This window comes from Robinsoniella peoriensis (genome assembly GCF_000797495.1).
Taxonomy (GTDB): domain Bacteria; phylum Bacillota; class Clostridia; order Lachnospirales; family Lachnospiraceae; genus Robinsoniella; species Robinsoniella peoriensis.
Genome location: NZ_JTGN01000017.1, coordinates 1 through 25,054 on the forward strand (window position 1 = coordinate 1; position 25,054 = coordinate 25,054).

Annotated in this window: 21 protein-coding genes; 18 read left to right on the top strand and 3 right to left on the bottom strand. The window is 41.3% G+C overall.

The features are described 5' to 3' along the window. Positions 1–607: 607 nt before the first annotated feature. The 7 genes from QR40_RS25145 (at position 608) to QR40_RS25175 (ending at position 8,996) form a co-directional block, all read left to right on the top strand. Positions 608–1,117, top strand: coding sequence for a GNAT family N-acetyltransferase (locus tag QR40_RS25145; protein ID WP_027291944.1), 510 nt, complete (start codon positions 608–610; stop codon positions 1,115–1,117). A gap of 467 nt (positions 1,118–1,584) precedes the next feature. Further along, complete coding sequence (locus tag QR40_RS25150; RefSeq protein WP_044297327.1) at positions 1,585–2,934, top strand: ABC transporter substrate-binding protein; 1,350 nt, start codon at positions 1,585–1,587, stop codon at positions 2,932–2,934. Between the two features lie 16 nt (positions 2,935–2,950). After that, positions 2,951–3,862 carry a carbohydrate ABC transporter permease gene (locus QR40_RS25155; RefSeq protein WP_242849005.1) on the top strand — a complete coding sequence of 304 codons (912 nt, stop codon included), beginning with the start codon at positions 2,951–2,953 and terminating at the stop codon, positions 3,860–3,862. Continuing rightward, entirely contained in the window at positions 3,862–4,656 is a 795-nt protein-coding gene (locus QR40_RS25160; RefSeq protein WP_044297329.1) for a carbohydrate ABC transporter permease, read from the top strand. The genes QR40_RS25155 and QR40_RS25160 overlap by 1 nt, the downstream gene beginning before the upstream one ends. Positions 4,657–4,697: 41 nt before the next feature. Continuing rightward, positions 4,698–6,560 carry a sensor histidine kinase gene (locus tag QR40_RS25165; protein ID WP_152614284.1) on the top strand — a complete coding sequence of 621 codons (1,863 nt, stop codon included), beginning with the start codon at positions 4,698–4,700 and terminating at the stop codon, positions 6,558–6,560. Beyond that, positions 6,557–8,122 (top strand): ADP-ribosylglycohydrolase family protein, encoded by a 1,566-nt coding sequence (locus tag QR40_RS25170; RefSeq protein ID WP_044297332.1) that lies wholly within the window; start codon positions 6,557–6,559, stop codon positions 8,120–8,122. Before QR40_RS25165 ends, QR40_RS25170 begins: the two co-directional genes overlap by 4 nt. Before the next feature lie 115 nt (positions 8,123–8,237). After that, the gene (locus tag QR40_RS25175; RefSeq protein WP_044297333.1) at positions 8,238–8,996 is read left to right on the top strand and encodes a response regulator transcription factor; all 759 of its coding nucleotides are present in this window, start codon (positions 8,238–8,240) and stop codon (positions 8,994–8,996) included. Positions 8,997–9,219: 223 nt separating this feature from the next. On the opposite strand, the gene QR40_RS25180 is transcribed toward QR40_RS25175, so the two are convergent. After that, positions 9,220–10,251, bottom strand: coding sequence for a LacI family DNA-binding transcriptional regulator (locus tag QR40_RS25180; protein ID WP_027291936.1), 1,032 nt, complete (start codon positions 10,249–10,251; stop codon positions 9,220–9,222). 258 nt (positions 10,252–10,509) lie between these two features. On the opposite strand from QR40_RS25180, the gene QR40_RS25185 reads away from it, so the two are divergent. The 6 genes from QR40_RS25185 (at position 10,510) to QR40_RS25210 (ending at position 17,755) form a co-directional block, all read left to right on the top strand. Continuing rightward, complete coding sequence (locus QR40_RS25185; RefSeq protein WP_044297334.1) at positions 10,510–11,955, top strand: glycoside hydrolase family protein; 1,446 nt, start codon at positions 10,510–10,512, stop codon at positions 11,953–11,955. 22 nt (positions 11,956–11,977) lie between these two features. After that, a complete protein-coding gene (locus QR40_RS25190) occupies positions 11,978–13,339 on the top strand; it encodes an ABC transporter substrate-binding protein (RefSeq protein WP_044297337.1) in 1,362 nt (453 codons plus the stop codon). Positions 13,340–13,404: 65 nt separating this feature from the next. Continuing rightward, on the top strand, positions 13,405–14,334 hold the full coding sequence (locus tag QR40_RS25195; RefSeq protein ID WP_027291933.1) for a carbohydrate ABC transporter permease: 930 nt from the start codon (positions 13,405–13,407) through the stop codon (positions 14,332–14,334). After that, a complete protein-coding gene (locus QR40_RS25200; protein WP_044297338.1) occupies positions 14,331–15,158 on the top strand; it encodes a carbohydrate ABC transporter permease in 828 nt (275 codons plus the stop codon). The genes QR40_RS25195 and QR40_RS25200 overlap by 4 nt, the downstream gene beginning before the upstream one ends. 129 nt (positions 15,159–15,287) lie before the next feature. Beyond that, complete coding sequence (locus QR40_RS25205) at positions 15,288–16,403, top strand: glycoside hydrolase family 172 protein (protein WP_044297339.1); 1,116 nt, start codon at positions 15,288–15,290, stop codon at positions 16,401–16,403. 95 nt (positions 16,404–16,498) lie between these two features. Beyond that, the gene (locus QR40_RS25210) at positions 16,499–17,755 is read left to right on the top strand and encodes a hypothetical protein (RefSeq protein ID WP_044297340.1); all 1,257 of its coding nucleotides are present in this window, start codon (positions 16,499–16,501) and stop codon (positions 17,753–17,755) included. Positions 17,756–17,854: 99 nt separating this feature from the next. Here QR40_RS25210 and QR40_RS25215 read toward each other — a convergent pair whose 3' ends face one another. Further along, on the bottom strand, positions 17,855–18,793 hold the full coding sequence (locus tag QR40_RS25215; RefSeq protein ID WP_052431052.1) for a metallophosphoesterase: 939 nt from the start codon (positions 18,791–18,793) through the stop codon (positions 17,855–17,857). Positions 18,794–19,377: 584 nt separating this feature from the next. On the opposite strand from QR40_RS25215, the gene QR40_RS25220 reads away from it, so the two are divergent. The 5 genes from QR40_RS25220 (at position 19,378) to QR40_RS25235 (ending at position 22,135) form a co-directional block, all read left to right on the top strand. Continuing rightward, a complete protein-coding gene (locus tag QR40_RS25220; protein ID WP_027291928.1) occupies positions 19,378–19,578 on the top strand; it encodes a helix-turn-helix transcriptional regulator in 201 nt (66 codons plus the stop codon). Continuing rightward, entirely contained in the window at positions 19,575–20,066 is a 492-nt protein-coding gene (locus tag QR40_RS25225) for a DUF6773 family protein (protein WP_044297341.1), read from the top strand. The genes QR40_RS25220 and QR40_RS25225 overlap by 4 nt, the downstream gene beginning before the upstream one ends. A gap of 459 nt (positions 20,067–20,525) precedes the next feature. After that, entirely contained in the window at positions 20,526–21,284 is a 759-nt protein-coding gene (locus QR40_RS25230; protein WP_044297343.1) for a 4Fe-4S binding protein, read from the top strand. A 1-nt stretch (position 21,285) separates the two neighbouring features. Then, the gene (locus tag QR40_RS33875) at positions 21,286–21,456 is read left to right on the top strand and encodes an Ig-like domain-containing protein (protein ID WP_416389862.1); all 171 of its coding nucleotides are present in this window, start codon (positions 21,286–21,288) and stop codon (positions 21,454–21,456) included. Positions 21,457–21,478: 22 nt separating this feature from the next. After that, a complete protein-coding gene (locus QR40_RS25235) occupies positions 21,479–22,135 on the top strand; it encodes a pentapeptide repeat-containing protein (RefSeq protein WP_044297345.1) in 657 nt (218 codons plus the stop codon). 47 nt (positions 22,136–22,182) lie between these two features. Here QR40_RS25235 and QR40_RS25240 read toward each other — a convergent pair whose 3' ends face one another. Continuing rightward, positions 22,183–24,981 (bottom strand): ATP-binding protein, encoded by a 2,799-nt coding sequence (locus tag QR40_RS25240; RefSeq protein ID WP_044297347.1) that lies wholly within the window; start codon positions 24,979–24,981, stop codon positions 22,183–22,185. Positions 24,982–25,054: the final 73 nt, after the last annotated feature.

Below are 25,054 nucleotides of genomic sequence, written 5' to 3' on the forward strand. Positions count from 1 at the left end.
AGTAACTGGATGTAAGTACTATAACCATAAATATACTGTATTAGAATGAAGAATCTCACTACAGTGATAAGATGAAGCTGCTTTACGCCAATAGCGTCCAGCATGCCACAACCCCAGGGTCCCACAACGCTGAGAAAACCAGCTTTGTATCAACGAATGCTATCTCGGAAAGAGAAGGGGCGAGCCAGGACATTGATTTGGAAGGCGTATAGCAGAGCTGAGTATTTACTTACCTTCCCAGAGTGCTTTTTGGCGGATACGATTCGACTGTCTCACATCGGATTGTAAGCGGGCAGTGAGCTGCGAAATGCATCAGGATTTCGGAGTGAATGCCCGCGTGCCGCCAAAAAGGGCTCTGGGAAGGTTAGAAAATACCAGTTCTGCGGTAAGCCTTCCAAATCAATGTCCTGGCTCGCTCCTTCTCTTTCCGTACACTACCTATCATATACAAAGCGTCTTTCCTCAGCTACACCCAAATATAACTGCTCGCTGTAATACTAAAAACAAGGTTTTGACATTTTATGTAAAAGACGGTAGTATAGTATGCGAAAGCATTAAGATACAAGCACATCTGAAAAAGTTAAAATCATCAAAATGGAGGAAACACATGGCAAATTATTTAGAAACAAAAGATCCATCATTCAAAATACGGTTTGCAGAGAAAGAAGATGCACCTTTAATTCTAAATTTCATTAAGGCTTTGGCTGTATATGAAAAAATGGAGGACGAGGTGGTTGCTACAGAGGAGATTCTCTATGATTCCATATTTGTAAAAAATCAGGCAGAGGTTGTCTTTGGTGAACAAAACGGGCAGGCAGTAGCTTTTGCGGTATATTTTCACAGTTTCTCTACTTTCCAGGGGAAAGCCTGTATGTATCTGGAGGATGTATTTGTTCTGCCGGAAGCAAGAGGCAATGGATATGGCAAGCTGATGCTGGCATGCATTGCGAAAATCGCCACAGACCGTGGCTGCGGCCGTATGGACTGGTGCTGTCTGGATTGGAATACTTCATCAATTGCGTTCTATAAACGCATGGGCGCAATACCTATGGATGAGTGGACAATTTACCGTCTTACAGGTGATGCTTTACCGGCATTAGCAGGGGAACTGGCATAGAAAAATGCCAGCACCCGCTATCCGCGCCAGCTGCACGTCTGTGAATCTAGTCGTAGCCCGCTACGCCGTCGATTCACAGACGCACACCTGACACAGATATCAGGCACTATATATCGACGTATTTACGCCGGGAGGCACTAGTATTTAAAGACTCCGTCTAAAGAAATTGTATGGATTGAACATACCGGACACAGCCCCCGGGTCAATGAGGGAGAGCGGTTTGTGGAGGAACTTGTGAAAATAAAGGAAAAACAGTGAACACCCATGTTGGTGGAAAGTAAACTTAAATTTAAACAGTATTGGCGGATTTGAAATTATCAATAAATTTCAAATCCGTCTTTTTTAATATCTGTTTTTGTGTCATATGTATAATATTGACACATTATGAACAAAAAAACGGGTATAATGCCAGACTGCAAACAGATATAATGTACCTTGTAATCACAAAGAAAAGGAGGTTATCGTAAATGAAAAAGAAATGGATTTACAGTGGATTGGCAGTTTGTGTGGTGGGCGCCTGGCTTTCGGGATGTTCTTCTAAGGAAAGCGGCGGACAGACGGCTGCGTCGGACAAGGAAGTCCAGAAGGAAGGTGTAACGGAAATTACGTTTCAGACCTGGAATCCAGGGGAAGGAGAGGCAATTGAAACGCTGATTGCAGATTTTGAATCGAAGAATCCCGACATTAAAGTAAACTATGTTTATATGCCATATTCGGATCACGTGGAAAAGATGAAGATTGATATGGCGAGCGGTCAGGGACCGGATGTATTTGGAATGCAGACCGGAACAACGATTAAAGAATTTCAGGATTTTGAAATGAACCTGACAGAATTTGCTGAGATAGCCTGGGGAAAGGATTGGGAATCCGGGTTTCTGGACTATTGCAAAGACTTGCTGAAGGACAAACAGGACGGCAATTATTACGGGCTCCCGCTGGGGCTCACCTATGCAGGCTATGCCTGGGCAGATGTGAACATGCTAAAAGACTACAACCTGGATGTACCAAAATCATTGGATGACCTGAAAAACAATGCAGAAGTCCTGCGGGAAAAGGGGCAGTATCCACTGGCAATCGGTGCAAAAGACGCCTGGATTAATATTGACACCTGGATGAGTATAGCTAATGACATCAACTCTGAGAAGCTGTATGCAGCGATAGAGGGAGAGGTACCATTTACAGATGATGAATTGGTGGAATCCTTCGGGATCTGGCAGTCGCTGTTTACCGGGGGCATTTTTCAGGATGGTTCACTGGGTGTAAATATGTACAGTGATACGACAGACCTTTTCGAAAAAGAAGGAAGCATTCCGATGATACTAAACGGCTCATGGACGGGAGCTGCTTATCTGAATACGGCAGATCCCCAGATAAACAAAGTCTTTAACGGGGATGGAGCAGATCATGATATCTTTCTGATTGACTGGAATAATGATGGCAAGGTAAGTCCGGTAACTGCCGGTGTGGACGTGTGCCTGTGTATGAATAAAAATACCAAAAATCCGGAAGCGGCGTGGAAGTTTATTGATTATATGCTGCATGACGGGCAGGATATTCTGGTCAATCAATATTTCCAGTATTGTCCGTCCAGGTCAGACCTGAAGTTAGATGTGGGGAGAATGAGCGAGGATGGGTTGAAAAATATGGATTATATTCAAAAGCAGGCAGAGACCAATGTTGCCGGTTACCGGGAAATGTCTTATGCAGAATTGAAGCAGAGTATAACGGATACATTGATATCGCTGGCATTGAACGAAGTAACTCCGAAAGAGGCGGCAGAGACCATAGAAACTGCTTCAAAAGCCCAGCAAAGATAGTACGGGAGGGGAAAATGTGAAAGAAAAGCGGTTTCACCATGTGAAAGGCAAAAAATTAATCGGATATGTATTTATTCTGCCGCTGACAGCACTTTTTGGTATATTCATCGTGTATCCCATAATTTATAATTTCATAATTAGTTTTTACGATTGGAATGGAATTGATATCCAGAAGACATTTATTGGATTCAAGAATTATGCCACGATACTTACGGACCCTGTTATTCTGAAGATTGGGAAAAATTTTGTGATTTTTGCTCTGTGCACGATTATTTTTCAGGCATTCCTGGGCCTTGTTTTTGCATCGTTTTTTTCCAGAAAGATTCATTTCAGCGGTTTCTACCGGATTATTTTTTACTTACCGGTAGTGGCAACCCCGGCGATTGTGGGGAATATCTTTTCGAAAATCTTTGAAACAAACAGGGGGTTTTTGAATCTGTTTTTAAGAAGTGCAGGTTTGGAGAGCCTTTGTCAGCAATGGCTGGCAGATCCAAAGTGGGCGCTGGCGTGTATTGTGTTCGTTAATATCTGGCAGTGGACGGGATACAGTATGCTGATGTACTATGCCAATATGCTGAATATATCCGGTGATCTGTATGAAGCGGCAACAATTGACGGGGCGAACAAGGTACAGCAGTTTACGAAGATTACTTTCCCGCTGCTAAGAAGTACGCATTATACGTTATTTATCATGGGGATGCTGGGATCACTCAAATGTTTTGATTTGCCGTTTGTGCTGACAAAAGGCGGCCCTAATTATGCCACAGAATTTTTCTCAACATACATTTATAAAAAATCATTTGCACTTTTCAAGCAGGGAGAGGGGTCAGCGGTTGTTGTGATTATGTTTGTGATAGCCCTGGTAATTACATTGATTCAATTAAAAATGTACTACCACAATGATAAAGATAAGGAGTTGGCAGGTTGATGAGAAATTCGAAGATATACAGTTTATTAGGACAGATCGTATGCGTGATATTCACATTTTTGTTCCTATTTCCTTTAATTCTTATGTTAATCAGGTCTTTTGAAGGAAATGGGATCGGGAATTATACAAAAGTATTTGAAGAAGTCAATCTGCTTCCTAATTTTCTGACCAGTTTTATTGTAGTGTTCGGAACATTGCTGATTGTATCGGTGGTATCTGCAATGGGTGCATTTTCCTTTTCAAAATTGGAGTTCCCGGGAAAAAAGGTTTTGTATTACCTTTTATTAACAGGGATGATGATTCCTACTTCAGCGTTGATATTTCCATTATTCCAGATTGTGAAGGGTTTACATATTAATAACACGGCATTTTCCCTGATATTTCCATATGCAACACTGAACAGTTGTTTTAATCTGATGGTTTTAAAGAATTATTTTGACGGATTGCCAAATGAACTAATGGAAGCTGCACGAATTGATGGTGCGGGAGTATTTAAAACTTTTGTCAAGGTGATGATGCCCATCGCGGTACCGGGCATGGCATTTGTGCTGATACAGACTTTTCTTGGAGCCTGGAATGAATTACAGATGGCAATGATTTTTATAAATGATACTTCCGTTCAGCCTATATCCGTAGTTCCTCTGCGCTTTGTACAAACAGCAGGTTCCCAGAATTTCCCCATAGAAGTCATGTATGCATCTCTTGTGATCTGCCTGCTGCCAATCGCAATATTCTATATTTTTGGCTCTAAATTCCTTATTGCGGGGATGACTGCCGGGGCAGTGAAAGGGTGACTGCATCCGGAAAAGGGCAGGGAAATCAAGGGCAACCAAAAGTGCAGAGGAGAGCGGGCAGGCGTTTAAGCACACGTGTTACGGCGGTAAATACATTGATCAGCCTGATTGGATTTGTAATCATGGGTATCGTTTTGGGCGTAGTCAACTACAGGCAGTCGATAGCCGGTGAAGAACAGAAAATGGGTGTGTATCTTGCCAACTCATTGAGTTCTGCGGACAATAAATTAAAGGATATGGCGCGTGTATCCATGATGTGCTATTCTGATGAAAAGACGCAGGACATATTGAAAAATTATGGCATTGATACCTATGGGGAACAGCTGGCATCCGAAAAATACCTGAATGCGCTGTATACCTCCCTGATTACTATTCGGGAGGACATTGACGGCATATATATTTTCAATTCAGATTCTTTAATTATGGCAAATGACACTTTAAATCCTGCCCGGAAACTGGACTATGATATACAAAATTTTATCAGAAAAATGGAAATGTGGGAGGGACAGGAAGAACAGATCAACGGCTGTGTCATGCGTTTGGGAATACAGCCGGAATTCATGCGGTTCTATACGCCGCTGTTAAAAAACCCACTAAAGAATACTTGCCTGTATCTGGTAAGGGAAGTGAAGGGGTTTTCGCCAAACAAGCGGATCGGGCACATTGTTTTAACCGCCCAGGTGGAGGTGATGCAGGAGGTACTGGAGGAATATCTGGATGGTGATTCGGAATTTACCCTGATTACGGAAGAAGGGGATATTGTATGTGACAGTAGTCAGAACTATATTGGAAAAAATATCGATGAAATTCATTCTGACCGGTATCGTGTAAAGGAAACAGGAGTGGTTGCCAGGAATGGCATCTGCAAAAAGGGGCAGTATCTGGTTTCGTACCAGACTTCAGAATATAGCAGTATGACCCTGATTATACGAAAGCCCATGGAAATTATTACCGGAAATGCAATGTTGTTTATAAAGATATTAAGTATATTATTTTTTGCTTTGGTAGCAGTAACGGTTTTCTTTAATTACTTTTTTACAAAAAAGACTTTGCAGCCGCTGTTAACGCTTTCCCATTCCCTGGAAAACTTTGATCCGGACAAGCTAAATCTCAGGTTTGAAGTAGAGGTGGAGGATGAGGTTGGGCAGATGATTGCAGCATTTAATCAGATGATGGATAGAATCAATGAGTTAATCCAATCGGAGTATAAAGGAAAAGTAAGGCTAAAGGAGGCGCAGCTTTTACAGCAGAAAATGTCGCTGCTTTATTTGAAGAATCAGATCAATCCGCATTTTTTGTATAATACCCTGGATACAATCCGGCTGAAATCGGAACTGAACGGGGATATGGAAGTAGCCAATATGATCCTGATGCTGGTAGATTTTTTTCGGCTGAGTGTGAAAGTAGACAGCCAGATCGTCAGCATTGCCCATGAAGTGAAATTAGTACAGGCTTATCTGGGGCTGATGAGCTGCCGGTATCCCAACCTCCGGTGTGCCTATGAAATTGATCAGATGCTGGAACAGGCTGAAATTCCTAATTTTATTTTGCAGCCCATTGTAGAAAACAGTGTGATGCACGGTTTGCGCAATAAAGGGTATACGGGGATGATCAGCCTTTCGGTACAAGCGGACGAGACCCGCAGGGATTACGTCAAGATAACGGTATCCGATAATGGAGTTGGTATGGAAAAAGAAGCATGGGAAATGGTAGAGCAGCTTTTAAGCGAAGGGGATTGCGTTGTTACTGATGAAAGGGAAGACCGGCATATTGGTATCAAAAATGTGCAGAATAGGCTAATGATGTATTATCCCCGGGAGCGGGGACTGATTTATACGGAAAACCCACAAGGTGGGGTTACGGTAACTTTTTATATTAAAAATAGTAAAGGAGATACAGAATGAAATTAAATTTTGAACAGTATAAGGACAAAGTAATGGGATGTTGGGCAGGTAAAAATATCGGAGGAGTGTTAGGCGCACCTTTTGAGGGTTTGCGTCAGATAAATGAAATTGATTTTTATACACAGGATTTATCCATGGGACCGCCTCCCAATGACGATCTGGATCTGCAGATTGTATGGCTTGCTGCAGTGGAACGTTACGGCCGCAGCGTTGACGCATCTATACTGGGGGAATATTGGCTGTCATTCATTATTCCCAACTGGGTAGAGTATGGCATGGGGAAGGCAAATCTGCGTGCAGGACTGCAGCCGCCCCTTTCCGGTCAGGTAGACAATACCTATAAAGACAGCTGTGGATGCTATATACGCTCTGAGATCTGGGCATGTCTGGCGCCAGGACATCCGGAAATAGCGGCGCGTTATGCTTATGAAGATGCTATTGTTGACCATGCGGGTGAAGGCATGTATGGAGAAATCTTTTTTGCGGCACTTCAGAGTGCGGCATTTGTGGAATGCAGCACCAGGAAACTAATTGATATCGGGCTGTCCTATATTCCAGAGGAAAGCATTACCGCAAAAGCAATAAAAAAAGCAATAGCCTGTTACGACAATGGCATGAGCCTGAGGGAAGCAAGAAAAGAAATTCATAATACCGCACCGGGAACTTTTGGAATACAGGGAATGAAATTAAGTGAAATAAACACTCCGGATAATGAAGGGATGGAAGTTGGAGCTCCTGGATTTGATGCACCTGAAAATGTGGCATTTACTATCGCGGGCTGGCTCTATGGAAATGAAGATTTTGGTGACTGTCTGTGTAAGGCGGTTGCATTTGGAGAAGATACGGATTGTACCTGTGCTACGCTTGGGGCAATTCTGGGTATTATAAAAGGTGTTTCCAATCTTCCTGAAAAGTGGATGGATCCTCTGGATGATAAAATAGCAACCTTGTGCATTGACAAAACCAGTCATATGCTGTGGGTTCCACAGACTGCAACGGAACTGTCAAACCGTGTTATGAGGGTTATGCCTTCTTTCCTGGGGCAGGAGATTTGTGATATATTTGCAGAGGGCGGCATGGATATAAATTGCAAAGAGGGAGAGGACTTGTATTGCAGGAAAACAGATGAATACCTTCCTCTTATCAATGGTATTGGAGGCGGGAAAAATGAACTTCTGCCCATACAAAGCCTCTGTGCTCTCTCGCCATATGTGGTTCGCCAGTCCTTTCCGGCTTTTCATGTTATGGTGGACTATCAGGGATCTGTTCATTTTAAGCATGGGGAAAATAGAAGCATCAAAGTTATGGTAACAAATGTAAAGGCGATGTGCCAGCAGCAGTGGGCAAGGATTACCTTATATACCCCTTCCGGAGTGGAGATTCTGGGGGCAAAAAGCGCATTACTGCCCCTTAATAATCTACATGGATCAAATGCCGGTGTAGAATTTACGTTTAATCCGGACCAGTTTGAAGGCAGCAGACTGGAACTGATCGTTGACACCGCACTGGAGGGACGCCACTCCTATGGGGTTGTAAAAGTTACCCTGATGAGAGAAAAATAAATCATTACCAATTGATAATTCGATTAAAATATAATTTAATAAAGATGAAGTGAAAAGATGAAATGAAAAGATTAAATTGTAAGATGAAATTATAAGATGAAATAAGGGAGAAGATATGCGGAAGCTGAAAGTAATGCTTGTAGATGACGAAGTAATCATTTTGGAAGGATTTCGTAAATTATTCGATTGGGGTTTGTATGGCTGTGAGATTGTCTGTGAAGCAACCGATGGCATGATGGCGGTCAACTATGCGAAAACATATAAACCGGATATCGTCGTGATGGATATCAATATTCCAATTATCTCAGGTTTGGAAGCAATCCGCATTATACAGGAGCACAGACCGGATACCGCATACATTGTGGTATCCGGCTATGATGAATTCTCCTACTGCAGGGAAGCGCTGCGGCTGCAGGTGGCGGATTATATTTTAAAGCCGGTTAATTTCGCCGGTTTCGGAAAGGTAATTGAAGACTTAAAAGTAAAGCTTCTGCATGAAAAAATGGAAAAGGAGAAGCAAAAGCTAACGCCGGATTCTGACAACCGGTTCATATACCGAATGACGGAATATTTACAGGATCATCTGTCGGAAGACATCAGCCTTCAAATATTATCGGAAGAATTTTATTTAAATTCTGCTTACATCAGCCGGATTTTCAAAAATGAAACAGGTGTGAATTACCACGCTTATCTGACCAGACTGAGAATGGAGCGGGCTAAGAAATTATTGCTGACAACCGATGAAAGCATTGCGAAAATTGCGCTGCAGGTAGGTTTTCAGGATTACCGTACCTTTACAAAGGTATTTAAGAATGAGGTGGGAGAATTGCCGTCTGTATACCGCAATTCAGATTGCAGGGGGGTTTTGTTATAATAATGCTGATTTCCACACTTTGCTTTATTGTATTACAGGCTGCCATTCATGAAACAATTGAATTACATTTTGTACCAGATTACGGCTGATAAATATTTTACAGCCGTTTTTTAGCTGGATCTGTTTATCTTCAATTTTTTGGATCTTATTCCCCCTGTATTTATATACGTTTCAGGACGAAGAAAGCAACAATGAAAATAAAATAACAAATCAAATAACAAAATCAAACAGTAGATCCCCTGACAATCAGTTCAGTGGCATACTGGGCAAAAATGCAGGGTGCATCCGGATGATCGATTCGCTCAATAATCTGCCTGGCGGCAGCTATGCCGAGATATTCTTTGGGGGTGCTGATGGTGGTAAGCGCCGGGACAATCCGTTCGGAGGCGGGAATATTATCAAAACCCGTAACACTGACATCCCGGGGAACCTTATAACCCAAAAACTGCAGGGCATAAATAAGCTGGATTGCCAGCCAGTCGTTTCCACAGATGAAGACGTCAGGAAGACCGGACATCTGTTGGATTTTTTCAATTACTAACCCAAAATTGCGAAAGTCATCTGTTGTTTCGTGGAGCAGAGAACAGTTCTGGTCCAATTTTAAATTATGTTCTTTCAGACATTCGTTCAGGGCATCATATCTCTCCTGGAATCCCCGCCCTACATTTGATGTGTAAATATCACCAATAAATCCAAATCTCTTTGCTCCTTTTTTCAGGAGCTGTCTTGTAATATTAAAAATGTTTATCTTGTTTTCCATTGTAATAATATCAAATTTTCCAATCAGGTCGTGGTAGTTCTTTGGCATATCCACAGTTACAATGGGAAGGTGGAACTGCAAAAGCGCTTTACATACCGATTCATAACAAATCTCAACAATGATTATGCCTTTTATATTGGGATCGTAGATGGAACCCGGAAATTGAAGGGTTTTTAAATCGGTGTCAGACATAATTCCCAGAACAAGATGGTAGTTTGCCGCAGAGAGAATGGCTTCAATTCCTTTCAGTACGCTGCTCCAAAATTCGGAATCATTTGCATAAGTACGGGTTAAAAAGAGAATGGAACCTTTATTAGCAGGTTTTGCCGCGGATGGAGAAAACTCTGAGTGGTTAGTATAGTGCATTTCTTTTGCTTTTGCATGAACCAGTTCCTGGGTTTTGGGAGAAACTTCGCTGCTTCCTTTTAGGGCTTTCGCCACAGTATTTCTGGATAAATTCAGTTCTTTTGCGATATCTTTAATCGTGCATTTCATAGATACTCCTCCTGTTTAATACCCATTATAGCACAAAAAAATTAAAAATCAATCTAATATGCACGAAATGCACGGTAATAAACAATAAATATATAAATTATACACAAAATGCATAAAAAAATACTAGTAAATTGTAGAGAATATACAAAAAATGGGGCAAAAAGGTTGAAAATAATGAGGCATTATGATAATATTTAGTTACAAACAAAACAAAATGCACCAGTGCATAAATAGATTATGCACGAAAGGAGAGGCGATATGAAAAAGCTGTTTTACCAACCGGAAAATGCTTGGGTAGGTGATTTAATCCCTTATTATGAGAATGGAATTTATTATGGTTATTATCTTCATGATCCTCGTTTGAAAGAGAAAGAGTATGCAGAAGAAACTACCTGGCATCTGGTGACAACCCGGGATTTTGTAAATCTGGAATACAAAGGAGAAGCTATCGCAAGAGGAGGAGATGAGGAACCGAACAAAAATGCATACACCGGATCGGTAATGAAAGACCGGGAGGGGATATACCATGCATTTTATACGGCATATAATGCGGATATCAAAATAAATGGAAAAAGCGTGCAGACGGTAATGCAGGCATTGGGAGAGGATCCGGAACATCTGGTAACAAAAAAGGATTTCCTCTTTGCGGCGGATGGTGAGATATATGAAGAATTTGACTGGCGTGACCCATTTGTTTTCTGGAATGAAGAGGAAAGCTGTTATTACATGCTATTAGCTGCCAGGCTGAAAGACTCCGGAGATTTAAGAGGCGGTTGCATCGGTCTTTCAAAATCTTCAGATCTGGTGAACTGGTCTTATGCAGAACCTTTCTACAGCCCGAAAATGTATATTACAATGGAATGTCCGGAAGTTTTCCGGATGGGTGAGTACTGGTACCTGGTTTTTTCCACGTTTTCCGATCAGTTTACCACCCATTACCGTTATTCAAAAAGTTTGTCAGGACCCTGGCTGATTCCGGAGGATGATGTATTTGACACCAGAGCAAATTATGCTATTAAGACAGCTTCTGACGGGAAGAAACGTTATGCATTCGGCTGGATTGCAAGTAAGTTTGGAGCGGATGATTTTGGGCCCTGGGAATGGGGCGGTACCATGGCATTTCACGAGCTGATCCAGGATCCGGAATCCGGTTTGCTCCGTACTGTGCCTACGAAGGCTCTGAAAGATTTCTATCAAACAGCAGCAGAGCCGGTAAGCCCGGACTGCTATAATTGCAGTCTGTCACCGGAGGGAGATATTTCCAGTGAAACCTTAGGGGCAATTTTGTATGATATACCGGAAGATTGTTTTTCTGTGGAGTTGGAATTTGAGGCTGCGAATGCCCATGAATTCGGTATAGCCTTACATACGGATAAAGGACTGGAAACGGGGTATTTCCTGCGTATGAACAGGAGCCGCAATCAGGTGGCATGGGATATGTGGCCCAGATCCGAAAAGGGATTTTACCAATGGCAGATTAAAGGAGATGTTCCGTATCAGATCGAAACGGCAAGGAAGCTTCCACAGGGAAAACGGTTTAAATTATTTCTGATCCGGGAGGATGATATCTGTGTGGTATATATAAATGATGAGGTAGCGATGTCTACCAGGATGTATCGTTATAAGGGCGGAAAAGCCGGAATCTATGTGATTCAGGGCAGTGTGAAACTAATAAATTACTGTGTGAAAACTAATAAATTGTAAAAGGAATGAAAGGGGTATTCTTATGAAAAAGAAAACATTAGTTGTTTTGATGGCGATGGCAGCTGCAGCGGTACTCACAGTTGGATGTGGAGCCGGGAGTAATAAAGGTACGGAAGTGAAAACGGAAAAGAAGGCAGGAAGTGAGGCAGGAAGTGAGACTGCAGATAAAGCAGCACAGGATAGCGGGGAGGGGGTAACCAGTGTAAAGTGGTTAACTTCCAGGCCGGTAGACGGTGCTATTGACCAGACAATGAGGGAAATTGCAGAGCAGTACAGTAAGGAAAAGGGGGGAAACTGGCAGATTGAAATCGAGACAACAGCAGACCGCCCGTCTTATCTGCAAAAATTAAAGACTTTGATTGCTGGCGGAAATATGCCGGACATTATAGATATTGATGCGGATCCCTACTGTAAGGAACTGGTGGAAGCCGGAATGCTGGTAGATGTGAAGAAATTCCTGGAGGACAATGGAAAATACGATTCTTTTTATCCCACGGCGCTGAAATATCAGGAATTTACAGATGGTACGATGTATACGCTTCCCCTGGAATATCATGTGGAAATGACCTGGTATAACAAGGAGATTTTCCAGAAATACAACCTGCAGGTACCAGAGACTATGGACGAGTGGCTGGATGTATGCAAGACCTTAAAAGATAATGGAGTCACACCCATTTCCGTGGATGGCGTAGACCGTTGGCCTGTGCAGCGTTATCTGGCGATGATGCCTTTTCGGGAAAGCGGAAATGATTTTATTATCGGCCTGCGTGACGGGAAAGAGTCTATGAGCAGTGAAGTGGGAATGAAAGGCGTAAAATTCCTGCAGGATATCGGTCAGTATTTTAACGACGGCTTTGCGGCAACGGATTATGCCACCGCCCAGTCTATGTTCTTAGATGGGAAATCGGCAATGTATTATATCGGTGACTGGGAAATTGGAGCAATGCAGGAAGCATATGATGCGGAAAAAATTGATTATTTTTATCTGCCCGCCACAGAGGGGGCAAAGACCGGAGCAAATGAATTCTGTGTAAACTCCGGAATAGGAATGGCTTTTAACACGGAAACTTTTGATGAAAAAACAAAAGATTTTGTTCTGTATGTAATTGATAATTATGGTGCTCTTTATGCAGGAAGACAGCAGATGTCTCCCATTAAAACAGAATTGCCGGCGGAAGTCAGTTATTCGGACTTATATCTGAGAATACAAAAAGATATGCAGTCTACCGGAGAACATTTCCTAAAGCCCTGGGATACTTATCTGGATGCGGATACCAATACCACGATGCAGGACAACATGCTGTTATTAGCATCGGGAGATATGTCGGCAGAAGATTTCTGCAAACTGGTGGACGATTCTGTAGCGGCAAATGCAGGGAATTAATTTCTGACCCGGCATGAGATCCAGGGGGCGGCGCTCCCTGGACAACTTAATTTAAGGAGGAAGATATGGGAATTATACGCGATAAAAAGGCTTATGCCGTTTTTCTGCTCCCTGCATTATTGTTTTACATATTTGCGGTGTTTTACCCGATTGAGGAATCTATAAGGCTGAGCTTTATGAAGTGGAACGGGATTGGGAATAAAACCTTTGTAATGTTTGATAATTACATAGCCATGTTTAAGGATAAGGTATTTTACACAGCATTTGTAAACAATCTGGTTTACCTGCTGATTGTAGTGGTAATACAGTTATCGATTGGTTTGCTGTTTGCCATATTGCTGACCTATATGACGAAAAGAGTAACGCTGGTAAAGACGCTGTATTATGTTCCGTGTATTGTTACCACCGTGGCGGTAACCCAGCTATTCCGAAGCATTTACTCCACGGAGCCCATGGGACTTTTAAACCAAATACTGAATTCCGTGGGTCTTGGCGGACTTGCGACATCCTGGCTGGCGAATGTCAAAACGGTACTGGCTGCTGTCTCGGTACCGGAGGGCTGGAGGTTTACGGGTATGTACATGGTGATCTTTTATGCAGCCCTGGTATCTCTTGACCCTTCTGTCTACGAAGCAGCCAAGATGGATGGGGCATCAGAACTTCAGATTCTGTTTAAGATCAAAATTCCGCTGATCAAAGATATTCTGCTGCTTACCCTGACAATGTGCCTGACGGGGGCACTCAGAGGATTTGATATCCCGTTCTTACTGACCAGCGGCGGACCCGGAAATACCAGTGAGCTCATGTCGACTTATATGTATAAGAAGGCATTTTCCAGCAACCAATACGGCTATGGAAGTGCGCTTGCAGTGTTTATTATCATTGAAAGTGTATTAGTGGTATTTACACTCCGGAAACTGTTTACCAGCAAAGAGGATCGGGAAATGAAAGCGTTGGAAAAAGAAAGAAGAAAGCGAAGGAGGGCAAAGGGATGAAAAGAAAAGCCGGGAAAATTATTTTTATCATATTCATTCTGGGATTTCTGGTTATTCAGATTTATCCGGTGATCTGGCTATTTATCGCAAGTATTAAGCCTTCTGTGGAGCTTGCCAGCGCACCATTTGCACTGCCCAGTAAAGTTACTTTTGAAAATTTTATAAAGGTACTTTCAGACGGAAAAATCGGGGGTTATATGTGGAACAGTTTAAAAGTTACAGGAATATCCCTGATTTTAATTGTGGCATTAAGTGCGACTGCCGGTTTTGCTATTTCTAAATTTAATATAAGATTTAACCGGGGAGTTTATGCGTTTTTTACTTTTGGTATTATGGTTCCGGTTCAGATTACCCTGATTCCGCTCTTTATATTTTACAGCAAAATGGGGGTGTTAAATACCAGTTTTTCCATGATTCTGCCGCAGGTAGGATTTGCCCTTCCGCTGTCCGTTATGATGTTTGTCAGCTTCTACAGTTTTGTTCCCAACGAACTGATTGAGGCATCCATTGTAGACGGCTGTTCATCATACCGCATCTTTGGACAGATTGTTTTTCCTTTAGCCAGAAATACGGTCATCACCATTGCATCTATGTATAGCATATTAATCTGGAATGATTTTATTTTCGCCAATACTTTTATCAGCGATTCCAAGGCGAAAACCGTGGCTATGGGGTTAAAAGATTATGTAGGTGCGTTTGGAAATGTAGACTGGGGCTCTACCTTTGCGGCTATCGTAATATCAATTCTGCCGCCGCTGGTGATTTATTTCTTGTTAAATAAATGGGTAACATCAGGGATGACTATGGGCGCTACTAAGGGATAAAAATATCTGGAAATCAGGAAGGAAAAACTGATTGATGGGAAAAGACAAACAAGGTATGGAGAATGATGGTTACAGGAACCCATAAAAAAACCTAGAAAGTAAAGAAAGAATATAAGGGGTGATATAGATATGGAGAGATATGGAAGCATGCCGGGAGAATTAAGCGCAATTCCCTTTTTCCGGCGTGGAAAATCTAGGGCTGTGAATGCGGAAAATCCAACAGGGGAAAAGGGAAAGGGCGGTATGTCGGCAAGTCCCCTGGGGCCTTCCAGAAAAGGAAGTCCCTGTCTTAAAAATATTCCATCCGGCGAGACGATTGTTCTTGGAGACATTAAGGGGTGCGGCATCATCAGTCATATCTGGATTACGGTGGATAATAAAACATCACCGGGAGACTGCTTTGTACTTCGGGATCTGATACTGCGCATGTACTGGGACGGGGAAGAATATCCCTCTGTGCAGGTGCCCCTGGGGGATTTCTTCTGCTGTGGCTTTGGGAAGGAATGTATGGTAAATTCACTTCCGGTTGTGGTGGTGCCATTAAGGGGATTTAATTCATATTTTCAGATGCCGTTTCATAAGGGAGCACGCATTACCCTGGAGAACCAGCATGTGAATCCGATACCGGCTTTTTTCTATCAAATAGACTACTGTCTCTATGATTCACTGCCAAGTGAATGCAGCTATTTTCATGCCAGCTGGAGAAGACAGCCGGTTACGGAGACGGGAATGGACTATGTCATAGCAGATGAAATCAAAGGACAGGGACATTATATCGGGACCTATCTTGCACTATCCACTTTACAGCGGTATTGGTGGGGAGAAGGTGAGGTGAAATTCTACATAGACGGTGACAGGGAATATCCCACAATCTGCGGAACAGGGATGGAAGACTACTTTGGAGGGTCCTGGAGTTTTGCTACTCAAGTGAACCAGAAAACAGTAGAAACTACCTATTGTACGCCGTATCTGGGATACCCTTATTACTCCCGGCATGACGATTTGCTTTCCAATCCATATCATAATGATGACTGCCCTCCGATGAGAGGATTTTACCGGTGGCACATTCCTGATCCAGTCTTTTTCGAAGATGACCTGCGGGTGACAGTCCAGCAAATCGGAGTCTCTCACAATGGTTTATTTGAAAGGCAGGATGATCTCTCCAGTGTGGCATATTGGTATCAGTCAGAACCGCACCGGCCTCTTCCTGATTTGCCCTGCAGAGAAAAGCGCTGGCCCCGATAATCCCAATTTTACGTTACAGAATATCTTTGGGATATATTGTAAATCAAAATACCCTGTGATAAAATATAGGTATTAATTTACAAAGGGGATATATTTTGAAGAAAAAAATCACATATATAGGCGCAGCATTCCTTTCAATTTTAATGCTTAATGGCTGCGGAAATAAGGTTACGGTAATTGAACAGCCCCACTTTTCAGGCAGCGGCGAAACGGCTGTAGAATTTTCGGCAAAAGCTAAAGTGATGGAACAGGCAGATAACCGCTCAGCAGATCCAATGGAAAATCAATATAGCTTTACCATTAAATTAGGAAAACAGAAACTGACCTTTCCTATGAGTTATACAGATTTAACCGATCAGGGATTTGAAACAACGGATTCCCTGAGGCAGGAACTAAAACCGCTTGAGATATCAGAGGATAAGTTATTTTTTAAAGATGGAAAAGCAATATATGCCCAGTTTTTTAATGATACGTCAAAAAAACAGAAACTGGTGGATTGCAGCGTGTCAGGCATTATTATTGATACCTCTATGCTGACTGAGGATTCTGCCAGGGTGGTTTTGCCAAAAGGGGTAACGCTTGGAGTCACCAACCAGGCAGAGATTGAGTATTTATACGGCCCCCCCAATAATACATATGAATTGGAAGCAGATACCCAGCTTTCTTATGAATATGATTCTGGACAGAATATTTTATTAAATATAGACAATGGAACTAAGATATTGGACAGTATCGATATGCACTGTTACCGTCCAATTTACCGGGAACTGCAGATGGAAAGTATTACAGTAATGGGGGCATATCGTAAATTAGAAGAGCCTTACCGCTACAAACAGCCCATTGATCTGGGCGATGATATTTACAGTTCTATTGTAGAATATGATTATAAATTGTATGAACTGCCGGTACCGGTGAGAGAATTTTTGGACCATGGATGGACTTTGGAACAACTGGTATCCAATGTGAAGAATGACAATCAGGAAGTAGCTGGTATGTCTGATACCCAGATCATTTTAACGAAAACGGGTCAGTTTTTGCAGACCACGGTAAAGAATTATAGTTCCCGGCCGGAATCTATTGAAAATTGTTATCTTACGAGAGTTTCTGCAGGATCCAAAACTGCAGATGTTGAAATGATGATTCCAACAGGAATTACCAGAGGAATGTCTGGAAAGGAACTTCGGAAATTATTAAAGAAAGTAAAATATAAGAAAGAAGAAACACCAGAATCCACCGTTTATATCGTCCAGAAAGGAGAAGATTCTCCTGCTGTTACAGAAATTATACTTGATTCAGATAAAAATACGGTAGACAGTATCAGCGTAATTGACAGACGGGATACATTGGAGTAGTGATGTTTCAGAATATACGCAAAAGCCTGTACCGGAATGGCTGTTCACCAGAACGTGTTAAAAATTCGCTCTGGGAAGAACAGTCACTGCGGTGCAGGCTTATTTTAACTCTATTTTCGTAATCTCTGGAATATTATTGAAACGCAGCGGAACATTTTTCCCTTTGTAGGTACCAAGCCCTCTGGAAATCACCATGGGGATACCATTCATTACCTGATAGCCGGATACGAAGTTTGGAAGCCATACACCTCCCATGTGAGAAGAGTACAATGCACCGATAAATGGAAGCCGTATCTGTCCACCATGTTCATGTCCGGATAACACCAGATCGATCTGCCATCTTGCATCCTCTTCCTGATCCAAAAAGCTCTCGGGACGGTGGGTGAGCATAAGCTTAAAGATATCCGTCTCTTCGTAATCTTTCAAAAACAGATAACTGCTCTTTTGTCTGTATTGTTCTGAAGTAACTCCCGCATAATTATAAGCATAATCATATAAACCGCCAATGCGGATCTTCTGATTCTTTACCGTGATGTCCAGATAGGTCTGATCCAGGTATAAAGCGCCTGCCTGTTCGATATCCTGTTTGAGGTTAATGTATCTGTGATTATTGAACATACTTATTTCATGATTGCCCGGACTAAAATATACAGGAGCAATCCGCATCAGCTGTCTGATTAATGAAGTGATGTACGTATCCTCTTCGTCATAATAATTAATGGCATCTCCGACAATGCATATAATATCAGGTTTTTGTTTTTCCACTTCCCGGATCAGCCGTTTATTATTTTTCCCAAAGGAATGGCTATGTAAATCAGCTAAAGATATAATTGTAACCGGCTGGTCTATTTTATCTGATTCATAGCTGTATTGTTCCACGGTAATCTTATTTGCTGATAGTAAAAATGAAACACCGGTATAGATCATAACTGTAAGAACAAGGACAAGCAGCATGATTAGCTTCCTGTGTTTCTTCTTTGGTTTGCATTTTGTATTTTTGGTTTTATCCTGCTTTATTTCATTTTCTCTGCTTTTCAAGAAAATTCCTCCGATTTCAATGTGCTGTATAACTGATAGGAAATTAAGTGATTCCTATAATTATTTATTTTATCATAAAATGATATAAAAGAAAATACAATAAAAACCAATCAGTAAATTTCGTTTGTTCGACATCAGAAACATTGATCTTCCTCGAAAAGTGAAATTTCTGGAACGATACAAAAAGCCGGAAGTCCATACCAAAAAAGTGCTATCGAAGTAAATCATGAACTGATACACAGGAATCCTTCCCAAAGGGACAAGCTTTGGGAATCTAACGCAGGACGATATCAGACGGATGATGAATCACATTAGGGGTGGATTTTCCGGTTACAAAAGCGGCATCTGTTTTAAAAAACATGCTTTTCGAGTACAAAAGTGGCATTTCGTTTACAAAAATTCAATTGTTAATTACAAAGATGGCTTTTCACTTTACAAAGTGGCATCTCGTCTTACATGTGAGTAGATTAAGCAGAGTCATAGATGGGCTTATATGTGAGATGTGAGATATTTACAACAAAATGCAATATATAGTTGACATTATGTTTTGTATAGTATATATTATATAATATAAGGAGGGGATCATGAAGAATAAGCGAATGAAAATTGCAAGAATTGAATGTGATATGAACCAGGATGATTTGGCAAAAGCTGTTGGAGTCACCAGGCAAACGATTGGTCTTATTGAAGCAGGAGATTACAACCCTACACTTAACTTATGTATTGCAATATGCAAGGCACTTGGTAAAACATTAAATGATTTATTTTGGGAGGAAATTCTATGAAAAATCAAACACTGAAAGATGAGAGAGTTATAAATGGGAAGAGAAAAATTCAAAGTCATGGGTTTCAAATAGTCTGGCTTGTCCTATTGATTACTGTTTTAATTCAACAATATTTGTATAAAGCTCCGTTTACACAATATGCTGTTGAATTTTTAATAGTTATCGGTATGTCTATTTATGTAGTTATTGCTAATATCATAATTGGCAACGACATATTTAATTCTAAAAAAAGAGGGCAATTAATCATTGTTATTAATAGCTTAGTAACTGGAATATCTGTTTCCGTTATCAGTACTATTATTAACTATATAAACTACAGCGATAAAATCCAACACCCTACCCCTATTCATCTTGCACTGGTTTCAGGAATCACGTTTCTTAGTACTACAGCTCTTGCATTTATTGTTTTAGAGATTTTTTATTTTATAAACAATAAAAAACAAGAAGCTATTGATAAAAAATTAAATGAAGATGATATATCTGAATAAAATGGATATTTTATCAGACGTACAAATAAGCTCCAGTGGTATGCTGATATGACACAGGAGCTTTATCTCCGTTTGATCGTCTATACTTTTACTATTTTCTCTATTCTCTTGTACACATCCGGCTAACATTGCTAATAGCCTGTTTCTAACCAGATTCACCACTTATAGGGTCGTCACTTTGACCTGATGTAGCATCCATATTATGTTTACGCAATTGGATGCCCGAACGAGTATTGAAATAATCATAAAAAGTAATATAATGGTTTATGTAGGTTTGCCCTTGGAGGGGCGTTTTGGATAATGAATTTGAAACTCAAAGGCGTGAATTTATTTCAACATAGTAGCTTGCCAGACCGATTATGATAATTCTGTGTGACGAGATTCGTCAAGAAATACTTTTGACTAATAGAAATGGGTGGTCAAGGTGGAATTTAAGAAGAGAGAAAAGAGGATTTAGTAATGAGTGTTTATGTAATATATTTTAGTCCTACAAAAAGCACTGAAAATATTGTTAAAGAGATTGCAAAGAGTTTTGAAGATTATATAGAAATTGATTTAGCAAATAGAGAACTCAATTCTAATTTTATTTTTAATAAGAATGATATATGTATTATCGGTGTACCATCTTATGGAGGAAGAGTTCCCTCGGTAGCATTGGAAAGAATGAATGAATTTAAAGGAAATGGTGTAAGTGCTATATTAGTGGCTTCTTATGGAAATAGAGCTTATGAAGATACACTTAAAGAATTACAGGAATATTTAACTCAAAGAAATTTTAATTGTATTGCAGGAATTGCAGCCATCGCAGAACATTCTATCATGCATCAATTTGCAACAGGACGACCAGATGATGCAGACAAGAAAGAACTTGGCGATTTTTCAAAACGAATATTAGACAAGATTAATAAATCGTTAAAGTGTGAGCCATTAAAACTACCGGGAAATTATCCATATAGGGAATATAACGGAGTTCCATTAAAGCCAAAGGTCAGAAAAGGCTGCATGAATTGTGGATTATGTGCAAAAATGTGTCCAGTTGGAGCAATATCAATTACAGAACTTAAAAAGACTGACAATGCCTTGTGTATAACATGTATGAGATGCGTGGATCTTTGTCCTGCTAAGGCACGAACAGTTAGTAACTTAAAGCTAAAAATAGCTTCAATGAAGATGAAAAAAGTTTGTTCTCAACATAAGGGAAATCAGCTTTTTATCTAATATAAATGACCCTAATGTACAATGGTCATCATCTAATACGTCAATAGTCACTGTGGATAATCAGGGAAGGGTAAAGGCAATTCAAGAAGGAAGGGCTAATATCTTAGCTATGTCCGAAGGGTGCGCGCAAGGTTACTGTCTGGTAGAAGTGAAGAAGCCAAATGATCATTAAGATTGAGGAGTAGATAAGAAAAATGAAAAGAAAAAAACCAGAAATACAACAAGACCTGGAAGTCATAACAGATGATTTTCAGGATTACATAAAAAAGATACAGGAAGAAGAGGACTGTATCCGTCATAAACAGATACAGAATATAAACTTGGGCGGCGTCGATTTATCCCGTCTGGAATTCGCAGGGGTACTATTTCAAAACTGCCGGTTTCTCAATTGTAATATGGAAACTGCGAGCTTTGTGGACGTCCGCTTTGAAAATTGCGACTTATCTAACAGCCGTATAGAAAACGGATACTTTAGCCGGTGTGAGATGCGTTCCTGTAAGATGATGGGGACGGACTTTCGAAGCAGCACATGGAAGCATACAAAGTTTGCAGATTGTAATATGCGGTTTGTTAACTTGGATCATGCAAAAATGGATGTGGTTGTTATGGAGGATGCAGATGCAGAACATGCCAATATAACGGAATGTAAATTGACGTATATGGAATTGAATAACGTAAAAATGAACCAGGCATCTTTTTTCAGGACTCCATTAAAGGGAATCAATTTTACACAGAGCCAGATAGCAGGAATCACTGTATCTGATTCTTATCAGGAGCTGCAGGGAGCCGTTATTGATGCTTATCAGGCAGCAGATTTGATACGGCTTCTTGGTGTGGTCATAAAAGAATAAAATTAATTAAAATGGAAGCGCTCAATTTTCTGAGTGCTTCCATTTTGTTATTTTAAAATTTCACCTAATACGTGGAACAGGTGGTTGACATCGATTGGCTTCGGTACAAAGTGATTCATTCCGGCGGCATATGCCGCATCCATGTCTTCCTTGAAAGAATTGGCGGTCATGGCTATGATTGGGATATTTTTCCCGTCAGGATGTTCGCTTGCCCGGATTTCTCTGGCGGCATCCAGACCATTTTTAACAGGCATCTGAATATCCATAAGTATGCACTGGTAATATCCCGCTGGATTATTTTCAAACAGGTCTACGGCCTCCTGCCCGTTCTGGGCACGCTGCACAGCAGCACCCTGCATTTCCAAAAGCTCTGAAGCAATTTCAGCATTCAGATCATTGTCTTCTGCCAGAAGAACCCGAAAGGCTGTCAGGTCGGTCTGTGTAAGCGTTTCCGGCTCATCCGTCTGTTGCTGGGGCTTTACTGCACAGACCGGGAGCTCCAGGGTAAAAGAAAATTCAGATCCCTTTCCCGGAGTACTTTCTGCCGTTAAATTACCGCCCATTAATTCCACGATGGTCCGGCTGATGGGAAGACCTAATCCGGTACCGGAACTCTTAGAAACAGAAGTTCCCGCCTGTTCAAATGCTGAAAAAATCCGCTCTATTTCATCTTCCGGAATTCCGATCCCGGTATCCTGTACAGAAAAACGGACGCAGGCATTTGTTTCTGAATGTGACAGCTCCTGGGCATCCAGACGGATGCTGCCGCCCGGCGGGGTAAATTTCAGGGCATTGGACATGAGATTTGTCAGCACCTGTTTCAGACGGATCACATCACCGGTAAACCAATCATGGGCGAGTTGATATTGAAAGCAGCAATTCAGTCCCTTTTGCTCAGCCTGGGACTGAATCATGCTTTCCAGTTCATTCAGCATCATGGATAAAGAAAAATCCTCCGAAGATAGAACCATTTTTCCGTTTTCAATTTTTGACATATCCAGGATGTCATTGATCAGAGCCAGCAGGTAGTGGGACGAGGACTGTATTTTTTGAAGATAATTCGCTATTGCGGGAGTCACTTCATCGGACATACTGGCGAGGTTTGACAAACCGACAATGGCATTCATGGGTGTACGGATCTCATGTGACATTTTGGAGAGAAAACCGCTCTTAGCACGATTTGCTGCTTCCGCCTTCTGCAGTTCATTCCTCATCAGGGTATTTCTGACCCGGGAGCGGACAATAATCATTAAAATGGCTACCAGCAACAGCAGGAATACGGTGATTGTTAAAATAAACGCCAGCGGATTGGAGTATACCAGTGCGGACAATGTAATATTATTATACCCAAGAGAAACCATATTCCGGTTGGTAATTGTCGTTTTATCCTCAGTGGTTATATTGCTGATGGATTTATTCAATATTGTCAGCAATGTAGGTGAAATCGGTTTGGCAAGGGCAAAAGCTGCTTTTGTTTTCGTAGTGTTTGTCGTTAGTATAGTGATGTTTTGAAATCCGCCCGACTGCAGATCTCTTTCCATGCCTGCAGACAAACCGTATATAAAATCGGCATCTCCTTTGTTTACCGCTTTGATTCCCTCCAGCGTTGTAGGATAGATCTTAATCTTATCTGCATTAATGGAGGCGGGAAGCGTTCTCCCGTCTAAAACAGCGGCAGTTAAACCATCCGAGGGATAGCTTGCAAATTTATTCTTGATAATGATATTGCTCATAGAAGAATAGGAAGCAGTGAGTGCTAATCCTTTTTCTGATGCAGTTGAATCAGAATCCAGGAAACATCCAAGCATATCCGCTTTTTTGTCCTGGACCAGACGAATGGAGTCTTCGTAATTATCTGCAAAAACAAATTCAAAAGAGAGACCGGATTCTTCTTCGATTTTCTTGAGAAATTCGGGAACAACACCGTTATGATCGCTCTCATCCTCCAGACAGTATAAGGGATGCCACTGGGAAATAGCGGCAACCCGAATCGGTTCTGCCTGACGGATGTAATCTTCTTCTTCTGGTGTAAAGTTAAGTTTTGTATCAGCAATGCCGGTAAAGTTCGTTTCATAGAGATCCTGGGCAAAATTGGGATTCGCATTCAGAATATAACCCATTGCCTGATTGAGTTCATCCAGAATATCCTGTTTTCCATGGGTGGTAACAATATACATGGGCTGTGCCTGAAAGCTGGTCGCGACCCGGAATGTACCATCCGCTTCCAGATCATTGCCAAGAAGAAGATCTACTTTTCCCTCTGCCAGAAGGTAATGAAGCGAATCATTCTTCATATCTGCATTAGAATAATACCGCAGTTTACAGGTAATGCCATTGAGATCCAGATATCTTTGCAGTCTTTCTATTTTATCCGCTGCTTTCTCAAATACACCGATTGTTTTTCCGTTTAAGGTCTGAATATCATAACTTCGGATGCTGGTATCATCTTTCCTGGCAAAAAGTACGGCATGGTTATAACCAATGTTGTATTCAGGATAATCAAACCAATCCTCATAGCTTTCGTCATAGAACATACCGCCCATCAGATCAAGCTCGCCCGTTGTAATGCGGTTCATCAGATCAGAGCCGTCGCCCTCGACAAATTCATATTCCCAGTTGGTATATTTTGAAATTTCATTTAAGAAATCTGCTACCTGGCCTATACGGTTTCCCTTCACATCCGTTTCAGATAATCCCCTGGTCGTGGGGTATGCGACTTTTAGTACCCGGCGGGGTGCGGGGGCGCTGGAAGTGCTGCCGGCAGACACGTAAAGTGTTGGGGACACGGTGCAAAATAGCAGGATAAGTGCCAGGCTAAAGGCAAAGCATCTGGTATATGGTTTCATAAAGTTTTCCTTCCATACAATATATTTACGAGAATTTTGTCAAATTAGTACTAATGATATTATATTATTAAAT